This is a genomic window from Streptomyces sp. RGM 3693, from assembly GCF_050471125.1.
In the GTDB taxonomy this organism is placed as follows: Bacteria; Actinomycetota; Actinomycetes; order Streptomycetales; family Streptomycetaceae; genus Streptomyces.
Genome location: NZ_JBMPPQ010000003.1, coordinates 1,388,054 through 1,401,489 on the forward strand (window position 1 = coordinate 1,388,054; position 13,436 = coordinate 1,401,489).

At 71.6% G+C, this 13,436-nt stretch carries 12 protein-coding genes and 1 pseudogene; 2 read left to right on the plus strand and 11 right to left on the minus strand.

The annotated features are described in order from the left end of the window. Positions 1-9 precede the first annotated feature (9 nt). Positions 10-1,679: pseudogene (locus tag ACO0M4_RS34545) on the minus strand (IS1182 family transposase). 483 nt (positions 1,680-2,162) lie between these two features. On the opposite strand from ACO0M4_RS34545, the gene ACO0M4_RS34550 reads away from it, so the two are divergent. Then, entirely contained in the window at positions 2,163-3,380 is a 1,218-nt protein-coding gene (locus tag ACO0M4_RS34550; RefSeq protein WP_430375362.1) for a PP2C family protein-serine/threonine phosphatase, read from the plus strand. Between the two features lie 311 nt (positions 3,381-3,691). Here the strand turns inward: ACO0M4_RS34550 and ACO0M4_RS34555 are convergent, their stop codons facing one another. Together ACO0M4_RS34555 and ACO0M4_RS34560 are read right to left on the minus strand one after the other, a co-directional pair. Then, entirely contained in the window at positions 3,692-4,615 is a 924-nt protein-coding gene (locus tag ACO0M4_RS34555) for a Gfo/Idh/MocA family protein (protein ID WP_430375028.1), read from the minus strand. Between the two features lie 72 nt (positions 4,616-4,687). Continuing rightward, on the minus strand, positions 4,688-5,899 hold the full coding sequence (locus ACO0M4_RS34560; RefSeq protein ID WP_430375029.1) for an FAD-dependent monooxygenase: 1,212 nt from the start codon (positions 5,897-5,899) through the stop codon (positions 4,688-4,690). Positions 5,900-6,021: 122 nt separating this feature from the next. Between ACO0M4_RS34560 and ACO0M4_RS34565 the strand changes: the two genes are divergently transcribed. Next, the gene (locus tag ACO0M4_RS34565; protein WP_430375030.1) at positions 6,022-6,642 is read left to right on the plus strand and encodes a TetR/AcrR family transcriptional regulator; all 621 of its coding nucleotides are present in this window, start codon (positions 6,022-6,024) and stop codon (positions 6,640-6,642) included. A 71-nt stretch (positions 6,643-6,713) separates the two neighbouring features. On the opposite strand, the gene ACO0M4_RS34570 is transcribed toward ACO0M4_RS34565, so the two are convergent. From ACO0M4_RS34570 to ACO0M4_RS34605, 8 genes are all read right to left on the minus strand, one after another. Continuing rightward, entirely contained in the window at positions 6,714-7,277 is a 564-nt protein-coding gene (locus tag ACO0M4_RS34570) for a hypothetical protein (protein ID WP_430375031.1), read from the minus strand. Between the two features lie 70 nt (positions 7,278-7,347). After that, positions 7,348-8,061, minus strand: coding sequence for a uracil-DNA glycosylase (locus tag ACO0M4_RS34575; protein ID WP_430375032.1), 714 nt, complete (start codon positions 8,059-8,061; stop codon positions 7,348-7,350). 79 nt (positions 8,062-8,140) lie between these two features. Beyond that, complete coding sequence (locus ACO0M4_RS34580; RefSeq protein ID WP_430375033.1) at positions 8,141-9,106, minus strand: aldo/keto reductase; 966 nt, start codon at positions 9,104-9,106, stop codon at positions 8,141-8,143. A gap of 138 nt (positions 9,107-9,244) precedes the next feature. Next, positions 9,245-10,015: an SDR family oxidoreductase gene (locus tag ACO0M4_RS34585; RefSeq protein WP_430375034.1), complete on the minus strand. Its 771-nt coding sequence runs from the start codon at positions 10,013-10,015 to the stop codon at positions 9,245-9,247. Positions 10,016-10,058: 43 nt separating this feature from the next. Beyond that, the gene (gene fabG / locus ACO0M4_RS34590; RefSeq protein WP_430375035.1) at positions 10,059-10,820 is read right to left on the minus strand and encodes a 3-oxoacyl-ACP reductase FabG; all 762 of its coding nucleotides are present in this window, start codon (positions 10,818-10,820) and stop codon (positions 10,059-10,061) included. Positions 10,821-10,997: 177 nt separating this feature from the next. After that, a complete protein-coding gene (locus ACO0M4_RS34595) occupies positions 10,998-11,393 on the minus strand; it encodes a DUF3037 domain-containing protein (RefSeq protein WP_390021307.1) in 396 nt (131 codons plus the stop codon). Next, positions 11,390-12,211: a HipA family kinase gene (locus tag ACO0M4_RS34600; protein WP_430375036.1), complete on the minus strand. Its 822-nt coding sequence runs from the start codon at positions 12,209-12,211 to the stop codon at positions 11,390-11,392. The genes ACO0M4_RS34595 and ACO0M4_RS34600 overlap by 4 nt, the downstream gene beginning before the upstream one ends. A gap of 468 nt (positions 12,212-12,679) precedes the next feature. Next, positions 12,680-12,982, minus strand: a complete 303-nt coding sequence (locus tag ACO0M4_RS34605; protein WP_430375037.1) for a hypothetical protein — start codon at positions 12,980-12,982, stop codon at positions 12,680-12,682. Positions 12,983-13,436 lie beyond the last annotated feature (454 nt).

A 13,436-nucleotide genomic window follows, 5' to 3' on the forward strand; every position in this document is an offset into this window, starting at 1 on the left:
GGGCAGCCTCTACTCGGCCCCGCTGAGCTTCGGCTCGGCGGGGCCGAGTGTCGCGAAGTGGCTGGTGCGGGTGCGGGCTCTGGGGGTGCCGGTGAGCCATGCGTTGATGCGGGCGAGGTTGATGGCGGCGCCGGTGAGCTGGTGCTGGAGGCTGGTCTTGGCCAGCCCTCTGTAACGGGATCTGCGTAGGCCGCAGCGCTGGACACCCTGGGAGATGGTGCCTTCGACGCCGGCGCGGACCTTGTAGCGCTCCTTCCACTCGTCGGTCTGCTGGAGCGCGCGTGCCTGCTGGAGTTCCTCGTGGGCGGGCTGGGGGCGCAGGGTAATGGCCCGGCCCTTGGCCTTCAGGGCCGGGACGCAGTCGTGGACCACTGGGCAGGGACGGCAGTCACGTGCGGAGAACTGGGCGCGGACCACCGGGAGCCCGTGCTGGGAGCGGTCTTCGCGCCAGCCGGTGTTGGTGCGCCCGTTGGGGCAGATCACCTGCTGGTTGTCCCAGTCGACGGTGAAGGCGTCCTGGCCGTAGGCGGTTCCTGACCGGGCCTGTGAGCTGGTGACCGACTTGAGCGGTCCGTGCAGCGCGACGCCGTGATCGCGGGCATCGGCCAGGGCAGCGGCGTTGGCGTATCCGGTGTCGACCCAGTGCTCGCGCGGCAGCAGGTCCCGCCCGGCCAGGCCAGTGTGCACGACGGCCGCCATCCGGTCGTCGGGGACCGTGGCCGCGGTGGTGACCACGTTCGTGATCAGATTCGGGACATCCGGCTCGCAGGTCTCGGTGAGATGGACCTTGTAGCCGTGCCACAAGGTGTCGCGCTTGACACTGCCGCGGGCCTCGCTGTCATAGGGGGTGACCAGGCGCGTCGCGCCCGGCGGCCGGTCTTTTGGGTCCCGTCGCCTCACCTGCCCCTCTGCCTGATGGAAGCACTGGACCCAGAGCCGGCGCAGGGTCTGAACCTGTTCCAGGAACCGCAGTTCTTCGGGGGCCCCGGGTGAGAAGACAGCTTCCAGCAGCCGCGTCCCATCCGCACCGATCCGCAGGCCGACTTCGTCGCGTTTGGCGCGGGACTTGGGGAAGCGGGACTCTTCGGCCCTCGTCGCGTAGTGCTGGAACCAGTCCGGTTCCGCGACGGTGAGCAGCCAGCCGGGTGCCGCCCGGGCGATCTCGTTGAGTGCCGCCCGCAGAGTTTCGCAGACCAGCTCCAGCCAGCTCAGTTCACGCGCCGACGACAGCACATGCGTGGAGTCGGTCCGTGCCCGGCCCGCTGTCTTCAGCAGCCTCTTCTCCCCGGCTGCGGCCAGGATGCCGTCCAGCACCCGCCGCCCGGCCTCCGCGTCCACCAGACGGTCCCGGAACTCCGAGAGCACCGAGAAGTCGAACCCGGGGTCGTCCAGGTCCAGGCCCAGCGCATATTTGAAGTCGATCCTTGCCCGCACCGCTCCGCGGCCTGCCGGTCGGTCAGCCCCTCCACGAACTGCAAGACCAGCACCATCGCCAGCCGTCCCGGTGACCAGGCCGGTTTACCCCGCGCAGGGAACAGGTCCGCGAACTCCTCATCGCGGAACAGCGGCCCCAGCTCGTCCCTGACCCGGATCGCCAGACTCCCCTTCGGGAACGCGGCCCGCGCCACCCGCACCGTCTCCGCCGCAATCTCCCCAGATCCCTTCGGCTGCATCGACACCCGCACCCACCCCATACGACAACGTCGGCCTTCAAGACCACAACCAGGTCTCGAAGGCCGACGTCACGCGCAGCCTCGAATAAACCAACAGCGTCTGCTTCGGCCGGGCGGGGCGCCTGGTCGTTCAGGTCTGCTCATCCACCTCGCCCTCGGCCACGCTCAACTGGGCCGGCGCCGACACCCGTCAAGCGCAAGGTTCCGTCCCCTACACGCCACGTCGCCCGCTGTCCCCTCCGTCGCCGGCAGGTTGCGGATGTGGTCCCGAGCCTCACCCAGCGGTCCGGGGACGTCTCCGCCGAGAGGTACACGGGTAGCGCTGCGCGAGGTGCCGACGGAGTGGCGACGGCGGGTGAACCGCCCCTCCTGCCTCAACGGCGAAGCAGCACCCACCGCCACCGCTCTCGCCCTCGCCGCGGCCCGCGCCCGGCGCGATCATGCCTGACGTGAGAGGTTGGGATCGTTGTGAGACTGGGCACGGAAGGGGTGATCCCCGTGTCGGACCTACCGCACGCGGCCGCCGGTCCCGACACAGCCGTCAACGAGAATCGGCTGGAAGAACTGATCATCGAGGCACAGACGGCCCTGCCGTTCGAACTGCCCGCCCTGGCGAACCGGTGCGCCTCAGCCCTCGGCCTGGACACTGCGCTGATCTACCTCGTCGACCTGCAACAACGGCTGCTCATCCCGCTCGACGAATCCTTGGAGACGCTGCCGGTGGACCGCTCGTCGGCCGGCTCGGCGTACCGCACGCTCTCGTCGCGGGTGGCCGAGGCCGACGACGGCGTGATCGTCTGGCTGCCTCTGGTGGACGGGGCGGAGCGGCTGGGCGTGCTGGCGGTGCGGACCGCCTCGCTCGACGGAGCACGGATGCGCCGCAGCCGGATGCTGGCCCATCTGTTCGCCATGCTGATCACCTCCAAGCGCGCCTACAGCGACTGGCTCGCCGGCCTCACCCGCACCGCCACCATGCGATTGCCCACCGAGATGCTGCGGGCCTTCCTGCCACCCCACAGCGTCGGCAGCACCAGGTGCGTCTCGACCGCGGTGCTGGAACCGGCGTACGACGTCGCCGGTGACGCCTACGACCACTCGGTGGTCAAGGACGTGCTGCACACCATGATCCTCGACTCCATGGGTCACGACCTGGTCTCCGGACTGACCACCTCGGTCGCCATGGCGGCGGCACGGAACGCCCGCCGCGGCGGTGGCGACCTGGCCGACGTCGTCGGCTCCGTCGACCAGGCGCTCGCCCAGTGGTTGCCCGACCACTTCTGCACCGGCGTGCTGTGCCGGCTGGACGCCGTCACCGGGGTGCTGCAATGGGTCAACTGCGGTCACCCGCCGCCGCTGCTGATCCGTGCCAAACGGGTGCTCGCCGGTGGGCTGGACAGCCCCCCGCAGCCGCCGATCGGCCTGGCCGACCAATTCGCCCCGGCCGCCCGGCAGGTCCACGAGACAACACTGGAACCGGGCGACTGTGTCCTGCTCTACACCGACGGTGTCGTGGAGGCTCGCGACGCAGACGGTGCGGAGTTCGGCCTCGACCGGTTCACCGACTTCATCATCCGCTCCTCCGCCGCCGGTCAACTCCCGGCCGAGGTGCTGCGGCTGCTGACCCACGCCATCCTCGATTACCAGCGCAACCAACTGCGGGACGACGCGACCATCCTGCTCTTCGAATGGCGTCCGCAGAACCGGTGACGCGGCCGCGCGTGGGCCTCCCCCGAAGGTGGTCGAGGCGTGCCATGTCGGCCTCGTGCCGATCGAGAAACCGAACGTACCGCCGTTCTCTATGGCCCGGCCTCCATGGCCCGGCCTCCTTCATGCGTGGCGGGCCGGACCGCTGCCCGCGCCGGAGACCGTGATCGCGGTGGCGATCTCCTCGATGTCGGCCCCAACTCCCTTGAACTGGGCCAATGGTGGCCGACCTCCCGTCTCCGCAAAGACCGGGTCGGGGCGCTGATGCGACGCCCCGGCCCACCGTCTCCCCAAGACGGGCGGGGCAGCGGCACTCAGCCGTCCTGCGTCACCTCGCGCACGATGCGCTCGCAGAGTTCATGGGTCTCCAGGGCGTCAGCGGCGCTCACCACCTTGCCGGCCCGTACCGATGCGAGGAACGCGAGCACGACCTGCTCGATGCCGCGCTGCCGGGCGACCGGCTCCCAGTCGCCGCGGCGTCGGATGGTGGGCCGTCCCTTGTGGTCGATGACCTCTGCGAGGTTCACGACCTCGCGCTTTGTGTCCTGTCCGGACACTTCGAGGCGTTCTTCGACCGACCCACTCCGGCGGTTCATGATCCCGATCGCCGTGAACCCGTTGCGTCCGGGAGAGCGACTGTCGCCGGACAGTTGGAGCACCACCTGGTCCATCAGCCCGTCCCGGATCCGGGCCCGGACGTCGATGTGCTCGATCTCGCCCGGCGCGAGGAACCGCAGGGTGTCGACGACGTGGATGAAGTCGTCCAGGACCATCGTGCGCGGGTCCTCGGGCATCCCTGTGCGGTTCTTCTGCAGCAGGATCAGCTCGCGGGGGTGCTCGCGGCACTGCGCGTAGCCGGGGGCGAAGCGGCGGTTGAAGCCGACCGCCAGGCCCACCCCGCGCTGCTCGGCGAGGGCGACGATCCGCCGGGTGTCGTCGATCTCGTAGGCGATCGGCTTGTCCACGTAGGTCGGCACCCCGGCCTCGATCAGCCGGGTCACGATCTCCGGGTGGGCGACCGTCGCGGCGTGCACGAAGACGGCGTCCGGGGCGGCGGCGAGCAACGAGTCCAGGTCGGCGTGGAGCTGTGGTGCGGTCAGCCGGTAGGTGTCGCCGGCCTGTTGCAGGGCGACCGGGTTACGGGTCGCCAGATGCAGCTCGATCCCGGGCTGCGTGCCCAGCACGGGGAGGTACGCCTTCCGTGCGATGTCTCCGAGTCCGATACAGCCGACCTTCACGCAACTTCTCCCTTGGTTCCGCGGTCCCGGTGCCCGGGCCTCGGGGGCGTCCGGGCCCCCGGTCACCGCAGCTTACGGGGCGGCCGGCGGCCGCCAGTCGGCGATCCCGTCCAGGCCGCGCAGGGCCAGGTCGGGGGCCAGCCGGGCGGTGGCCGCGACCAGGACGCCGCGCAGGGCGCAGGCGGGGCGGGACCGCCAGGTGGTGAGCCGACCGATCCGCCCCGACCGGCGGACCACGGCCATGGTGCGGGGCAGCCGCTGCCGGGTGTAGGCGGCGAGCGCGGTGGCCAGGGCGGCGTCCGGCGCGGCCTCGTGGGCGAGGACCACCGCGTCCTCGACGGCTTGGCAGCCGCCCTGCCCGAGGTTGGGGGTCATCGGGTGCACCGCGTCGCCGAGCAGCGCGACCCGGCCGCGGTGGAAGGCGGGCGGCGGGGCGGCCGCGGCGTGCACGTCGTTGCGGAGGACGGCGGCCGGGTCGACGACGGCCAGCAGCTCGGGAACGGGCTGGTGCCAGCTGCCGAACCGGCGCCGCAGTTCGGCACGCTGGTCGGCGCCGTCCCGCCCGCCGCCGGGCGGGACGGCCGCGGTGGCGTACGCGTAGATCCGCCCGTCGTGCAGCGGCAGGGTGCCCCACAGCCCGCCGGGTCCCCAGGTCTCGTGCGCGGTACCGGGGTCGGCGAGTCCGGCGGCGTCGGCGGCGGACACCACGAAGCGCCAGGTGGTGAAGCCGGCGTAGCGGGGCGCCGGGTGGCCGGGGAAGAGCGTCCGGCGGACGGCGGAGTGGATGCCGTCGGCGGCGACGACGAGGTCCGCGGTCAGGTCCGTCGGTGCGCCGTCCGGGGCAGTGGTCCGTACCCGGGCGGGCCGGTCGGCGCGCAGCGGATCGCCGGGGTCCACGAGGGTGGCCGGGGCGCCGGTGCGGACCGCGGCGGCCGGCAGCCGGTCGGCGAGCAGGGCGATCAGATCGGCGCGGTGGGCGATCACCACCGGTCCGCCGAACCGTCGGACGGCCGCCGCGTTGTCGGAACGGGCCAGCAGTCGCCCGTCGGGCCGGCGGATCTCGCCGGCCAGCTGCCGGGAGGCCATGGCGCGGACCGCGTCGCCCACGCCGATGGTGTCCAGCGCGCGCTGGGCGTTGGGGGCCAGCCCGATGCCCGCGCCCACCGGCTCCAGGGCGGCGGCCCGTTCCAGGACGGTGACCTGCCAGCCCCGTCGGTCCAGGGCCACCGCGGCGGTGAGCCCGCCGATGCCGCCGCCGATCACGATCGCGGTGCGCTGCCGCATGTCGCCGCCTTCCTGCCGCCGCCGGGTGCCTAGGCACCCATGGCGCGACTACACCTGTAGTTCCCGATAACCCGAGACTACACCCGTAGTCACCAGTGCCCGGTCCCGCTACGCTCACCTGCATGAACGCCCGAACGGCCGCCGCGTCCCCCGCCCCTCTCCCCCGGCACCGGCTGATCGCCGACACCGCGCTGGAACTACTCGCCGAGCGCGGGATGCGGGGGCTGACACACCGGGCCGTCGACGAGGCGGCCGGGCTGCCGCAGGGCTCCACGTCAAACCTCGCGCGGACCCGGGCGGCGCTCCTGGAGGCCGCGGTGCGGCGGCTGGCCGAACGCGAGGCGGCGGTGCTCGCACCCCGTGAGATGCCGGGCGTCACGGATCCGGCGGCCGCCACCCCGGCGGCGCTGGCGGACGCCCTCGCGCTCGCCCTGCACCGCTACCTCTCGCACCACCGCGCACTGCTGATCGCCCGCTACGAACTGGCGTTGGAGGCCACCCGCCGGCCGGAGTTGCGGGAGGTGTACGACCGGGCGGGCCGGGCCTTCCGGGAGCCGGTGGCGGCGCTGTTGACGGCGGCCGGCTCCGCCGCGCCGGAACGGCATGCGCTGAGCCTGGTGGCCTGGTGCGACGGGGTGCTGTTCTCCTGCGTCGCGGGGCAGTTCCACGCCGCGCCGCCCACCCGCGACGCGCTACGGGCCTCGTGCGCGGAACTGCTCGACGGGATGCTGCGGGGGAGCTAGCGCCGTTCCGCCCCGATCGACCGGACCGGCCCGGACCGGCCCTGGGGCGGCGGGCCCGCGCGGCACCGCCCCTACCGGGAGGGGCCCGCGGCGCCCTCGATCCGCAGTTCCAGGCGGACGATCGCGTCCGTGAGCCGCCGCCGGTGTTCGCCGTCGGCGAGGGCACGCACCGAGGCGCGGGCCCGCCGCAGCTGGGCGTGGGCGTCGGCCGGGCGGTCGAGTCCGGCGTAGTCGGCCGCGAGGTTGAGGTGGAGTGCAGGGAAGAACGCCCGGAGGGCGGCGAGCGGGTGGCGGGGGCCGGCGCCACCGGCCGGCCCGGCGCCGGTGGGCTGGGCGCGCGCGGGCCGCTCCGTGACGAAGCCCTCCGCCGCCTCCAGAGCGCGCAGGTCCCAGTCCAGCTCGTCCCGGGGGTCGTCCTGGGTGTCGGCCAGGTAGTGCGCGAGGGCGCAGCGGTGGAAGGCGTCGCCGCGCGGGCCGATCTCCTGCCAGAGCGCGGCGAGGCGGTTACGGGCCTCTTCGCGGTCGCCGGCGCGGTGCAGCATGATCGCCTGGCCGAGTCGGGTCGGCACGCCTTCCTCGGGCTCCGCCGCCCGCCGCTGCTCCGCCACCGCGCACTCCCCGTCCTCGCTCGCCATCACCGGCTCCCCCGACGCTAACCGCCGCGGGGACGCTCCGCGCGGTGTGCGCGACCCGCCGGGCGGCCGGTCAGCCCAGGTCGGGTACGCGCCAGTCGATCGCGGCGTGGCCCTGGGCGGCGATCGCTTCGTTGATCTGGGTGAAGGGGTGGGAGCCGAAGAACTTCTTCGCGGAGAGCGGGGAGGGATGCGCGCCCTGGACCACCGCGTGCCGCTCCTCGTCGATCAGCGGGAGCTTCTTCTTGGCGTAGTTGCCCCAGAGGACGAAGACGGCCGGGTCCGGGCGGGAGGCGACCGCGCGGATCACCGCGTCGGTGACCTTCTCCCAGCCCTTGCCCTTGTGGGAGTTGGCCTCGCCCTCGCGGACCGTGAGCACGGCGTTCAACAGGAGGACGCCCTGCTGGGCCCAGGGCATCAGATAGCCGTTGTCCGGAATCGGGTGGCCGAGCTCCTCCTTCATCTCCTTGTAGATGTTCCGCAGCGACGGCGGGGTCTTGACGCCGGGCTGCACCGAGAAGCACAGTCCGTGGCCCTGGCCGGCGCCGTGGTACGGGTCCTGGCCGAGGATGAGCACCTTGACCTGGTCGTAGGGCGTGGCCTCCAGCGCCGCGAAGACCTGCTCGCGGGGCGGGTAGACGGGGCCGGCGGCCCGCTCCTGCTCGACGAAGTCGATCAGCTCCTTGAAGTAGGGCTTCTCCAACTCCTCGCCCAGGACTCCGCGCCAGGACTCGGGCAGCATGTCGGTGACCACGTCAACAACCTCCGGTGTGCGTTCCGTTCTCATCTCAAGAACCTACCGGCGACCACTGACAGTCCCCGCCACGGGCCGCCCGCCGGGGCGCACGGCAGGATCCCCCGGCGCCTCAGGCGGTGTCCAGCCGGGCCCGCTGGTACGGGTCCAGGGCGAGGTCCAGCGCGGCCAGACACTCGTCCAGCTGTGCCACCGAGCTGACGCCGAGGACCGGCACCACCGGCACCGGGCCGCCCATCAGCCACGCCAGCACCACCTGGTTCGCGGTGGCCCCGCACTCCGCCGCCACCTCCGCCAGCACCCGCATCCGGACCACCGTCCCGTGGTGGTCGTAGCGCTCCGGGAGGGGCTTGTCGGCGCGGGTGTAGGCGCCCTCCATCAGGGGCGAGTAGCCGAGCAGGGTCAGATCGGGGTACGCGGCCGCGTAGTCGAGGAGTTCCTCGTCGGTCTCCCGCTGGAGGCCGGCCGGCGGCTCGGGGCGCGGCCGCAGGTAGGTGTGCCGCTGCTGTACGGCGCGGAAGCCGGACAGCCCGTGGGCGGCGGCGTGCTGCCGGGCCTCGGCGAGCCGCCAGGTCGCGTGGTTGCTGGCCCCCAGGACGCCGACCCGGCCGTCCCGGACGAGCCCGGCCAGCGCCTCGACGGTCTCGGCGAGCGGGACGGTGCGGTCCTCGACATGTGCGTAGTAGAGGTCCACCCGGTCGGTGCCCAGGCGGCGCAGGCTGCCGTCGAGGGCGGTGCGGAGCGCACCGGCGCCCAGGCCCTCGGCGTTGGCGGGCCACCGGGGGCCGCGGGCCGGGTCGGGCCGGGCGCCGGCCTTGGTGGCGAGCACCGTGCGGTCGCCCGCGCGGCGGCTGCGCAGCCAGCGTCCGAGCACCGTCTCGCTCTCGTCGCCGGTCGCGCCGGGCACCCAGCAGGCGTAGTTGTTCGCGGTGTCGACGAACGTCCCGCCGGCCTCGGCGAAGCGGTCCAGGATGGTGAACGAGGTGCGCTCGTCCACGGTGGTGCCGAACGGCATCGCGCCCAGGCAGACGGCGCTGATCCGCGGCCCGTCGCCGCCGCCGAGCGTGCGGTAGTGCATGGCATGTCTCCCTGGCAGGTCCGCCGGTACGAGTGATGCCGGCCCCCGAAGGGACCGGCACCACGGACTCTGCCTCTTGGAGCGCACACGAAGGCAAGCCCGCTCAGGGGCCGCCCGACCCGGCGGGCCCGCGGGCGGTCACACCCCGGCGTTCAGGAACAGCCCACCGTCCACGACGAGCGTCTGCCCGGTGACCCAGCCGGCCGCGTCGGATAGCAGGAAGGCCGCGGCCCCGCCGATGTCCTCCGGGACGCCCAGCCGCCCCATCGGGTAGCCGGCCGCCGCCTCCTCCTCACGGTTCTCGTAGAGGGCCGCGGCGAACTTGGTCTTGATCACCGCGGGGGCGATGGAGTTGACCCGTACCACCGGGGCGAATTCGTGGGCCAGTTGGAGCGAAAGGTTCACCATCGCCGCCTTGCTCATCCCGTAGGCGCCGATGAACGGCGAGGGGCTGACGCCGGCGATCGACGCGATGTTGACGATCGCGCCGCCGTGGTCCTTCTGCCAGGCGTGCCAGGTGCGCTGCGCGAAGCCCAGCGCCGAGACGACGTTGGTCTCGAAGACCTTGCGCGCCACGTTGAGGTCGAGGTCGGCGATCGGGCCGAACACCGGGTTCGTCCCGGCGTTGTTGACCAGGTAGTCGATCCGGCCGAAGGTCTCCATGGCCTGCTCGACGGCGGCGGCCTGGTGCGCCTCGTCGTGTGCCTTGCCGGCGACGGTGAGCACCCGGTCGGCGCCCAGCTTCCCGGCGGCCTCCTTGAGGGCGTCCTCGTTGCGTCCGGTGATCACGACCCGGTCGCCGCGGGCGATTAGGGCCTCGGCGATGCCGTAGCCGATACCGCGGCTAGCTCCGGTGATCAAGGCCACCTGGCCGGAGAGTGCGGGGAGCCCGCTGTCCTGCTCTGTCATGTCCAGTTCTCCTGCTCCTGTGCTCCTGCGGTCGGTACGGCGGTCAGCAGAGCGGGCCGCCGGCGACGTACAGGACCTGGCCGGAGACGAACCCGGCCGCCTCTCCGGTGAAGAAGGCGACGGCGTTGGCGATGTCGTCGGGGTTGCCGACGCGCTGCACCGGGATCTGGGAGGCGGCCGCGGCCTTGAAGTCCTCGAACTCCATCCCGACCCGCTCGGCGGTGGCGGCGGTCATGTCGGTGGCGATGAAGCCGGGGGCGACGGCGTTCGCGGTGACGCCGAACTTGCCGAGCTCGATGGCGAGGGTCTTGGTGAAGCCCTGGAGACCGGCCTTGGCCGCCGAGTAGTTGACCTGGCCGCGGTTGCCGAGCGCCGAGCTGGAGGAGAGGTTGACGATCCGCCCGAACGTGGCGTCCACCATGTGCTTCTGACAGGCCCGCGACATCAGGAACGCGCCGCGCAGGTGCACGTTCATGACGGTGTCCCAGTCGCTGTCGCTCATCTTGAACAGCAGGTTGTCGCGGAGCACGCCCGCGTTGTTGACGAGGACGGTGGGTGCGCCGAGCTCCGCCGCGACCCGCTCGACCGCGGCCGCCACCTGGTCGCTGTCCGAGACGTCACAGCCGACCGCGAGGGCCTTGCCACCGGCCGCGGTGATCTTCCCGACGGTGTCCTTGCAGGCTGCCTCGTCGAGGTCGAGTACGGCAACGGCACGGCCCTCGGTGGCCAGGCGGACGGCGGTGGCCGCGCCGATGCCGCGGGCCGCGCCCGTCACGATGGCAACACGCTGCTCGGTGGTGGACATGCGGGTTCTCCTCACCCTCGATCATCGAAACCTCGAACACCTGGACCGGCGGTCCGCCCCCGATCCGGGTGAGCAACCGCTTAGTAGCCTCAGCAGAGCTGACGCTAGAAGCCCGGCCACCCCCTGTCAACGCCCCACCACCGCACACCGGCCGCAAACCGCGCGCTCATCCCGCGCTCACCGCACCAGCAACTCCAGCAGCCGCTCCGCCTCCACCGTGGGATCGGCGGTCAGCCCGGTGTGCACCGGGCCCGGTTGCACGATGGTGCTGCGCGGCGCGATCAGCCACCGGAAGCGCTGCCCCGGGTCCTCCCCCGCCGCCTGCCCGGCCCGCGCGCCGCCCTCGCAGATGCCCTCCACGGCGCACAGCGCGGCCCGTACACCGGCCACGTCCACCGTGGGGTCCAGCGCCAGCAGCCGGGCCTCGTCCAGATGCGTACGGGCCTCGACGAACCGCCGCGCACGGCAGTACACCACCACCCCCGCGTTGATCATCTCCCCGCGCTCGACGCGCGGGACGACCTTCAGCAGCGCGTACTCGAAGACGTCGCGCCCGTTGTGCAGTCCGCTCACTTCACAGCCCTCCGCGGCAACTTCCCCGTCAGCCACTGCGGCGCCTGCGACGGCTTGTCCTTTGTCGGCTCCCCGACGGTGATGTGGTCGCTGATGGTCCGCGCCCGGGCCAGCAGCGTGCGCACGTACGCCCCGCGCAGTTCGTCCGGCGAGTCGAAACCGGGCTCACCGTCCAGCCACTCGTCGGGAACGGCCGCGGCGATCTCGGTCAGCAGCTCCTCGGTGATCCGCGGGGCGAACTCGTCGGCCGCCGCCGCGACATCCGGACCGAACGTCGCCAACGCGTGATCGGAAGCGTCGTACGGCCGGGCCGAAGACCTTTCCGCGGTCGGCCAGTTGTGGTGCCAGATCATCGCCGCACCGTGGTCGATCAGCCACAACTCACCGTGCCACACCAGCAGATTGGGATTACGCCAGGACCGGTCCACGTTATTGATCAACGCGTCGAACCACACCACCCGGCCCGCCTCGCGCGCACCCACCTCGAAGGCGAGCGGATCGAACCCCAGCGACCCCGGGAGGTAGTCCATGCCTAGGTTCAGCCCCCCGCTGCCCTTCAGCAGCGCCTGGACCTCCTGGTCCGGCTCGCTCAGCCCGATGACCGGATCGAGCTGCATCTGCACCAGCTCCGGCACCCGCAGCCCGAGCCGTCGCGCCAGTTCCCCGCAGATGACCTCCGCGACCAGCGTCTTACGCCCCTGCCCGGCGCCGGTGAACTTCATGATGTAGGTACCGAGGTCGTCCCCCTCGACGAGCCCCGGGAGCGACCCACCCTCACGCAAGGGCGTGACATAGCGAGTCGCAACCACCTCCCTCAAAGCTTTCTCAGGACCCACTGGCAATTTTCCTTAGATTCAATGGCTGGCGTCAAAGGGGTTCACGCCCGGCAATCACCCCCGATTGGCCCTGGGGAGAATCAGCTCGCGCTCCGATTCACCCGTCTCGCCCGAGCAGCCCGTCGATGGCGGTTCGACCTTTGCTTCCAGCCTCCGGCATGAAGTGGGCATAGTAACCGAGCGTGATGGACGGGGATGAGTGCCCGCGCCACCGCACGACCGTCACCACGGACTCCCCTGCCTCCAACAAGAGGGAGGCGTAGGTGTGCCGCAGCACGTGAAACCCATCCTTCGGCGCCGCCTGCCACTGCCACGGCTTCACCCCCTTGGGGCGCAGCGTGATGATGCCCGCTTTCCAGCCCCCCTCCGGCCTTCCCTACGGGAGCTCCACCTCCGCCGACGAAAACCTATCTGCATGCTCCATAACCTATCTGCATGCTCCATCAGCTCCTATGCGACAGAGGAGGTCATGTCTGCGGTACGAGTCTTCCCGCCCTTGGGGAGCGCAAAGTACAACTTGCCGCCGATGGATTGCACTTGGCGACGCACATGAAGCACGCCCCTGCCATGGTCGATGTCCTCCGGGCTCAGCCCAAACACCTCGCCCTGACGCAGGCCGCACCCAAGACCAAGCATGACGGCGATCCTGTTCCGCGGGCTGATCACGTCACGAACTCGCAGCGCGGCCTCCAACAACCAAGCCTCGCGGCGTTCCTGAGATGCCTTGGGCCACTTCACGGACTTCGAATGCATCGGGGTTCCTGGCAAACCGCCTGTCGTCAACGGCGGCCTCCAGGATGCTGGACAGCTCCGACAGAATGCCTCGCTGGGAACCGACCGAGGCCATCGTGGCCTCCAACTTTGCCGTGTACGCACGGAGGTCCGCTGCCGTGATGTTCCTTAGCGGGACCTGACCCAGATGCGGAATGATGTGAAGTCGAGCCCTCCGCTCCTGGTTCGTTGTAGGTGCCCGCGTACCGCTTGTCGGCCTTGGGGTTGGCCTGGTTCTCCTCCCAGGAGAGCTTGGAGTGCTCTGGAGTGCCCCAGTCGTAGTCCTTCTTCGTCTTCCCCTCGGGAATGTGGATCTCGCCCGGGTCTTGCAGGTCCCCGTACCCGAGCGCCAAGTTGTCATAGGGGTAGAACGTGTCCGGGGCACCCGGGGTGTTCCACTGGCCCGGTCCCGCCGGCTTGTAGCCGGGCAGCGTGT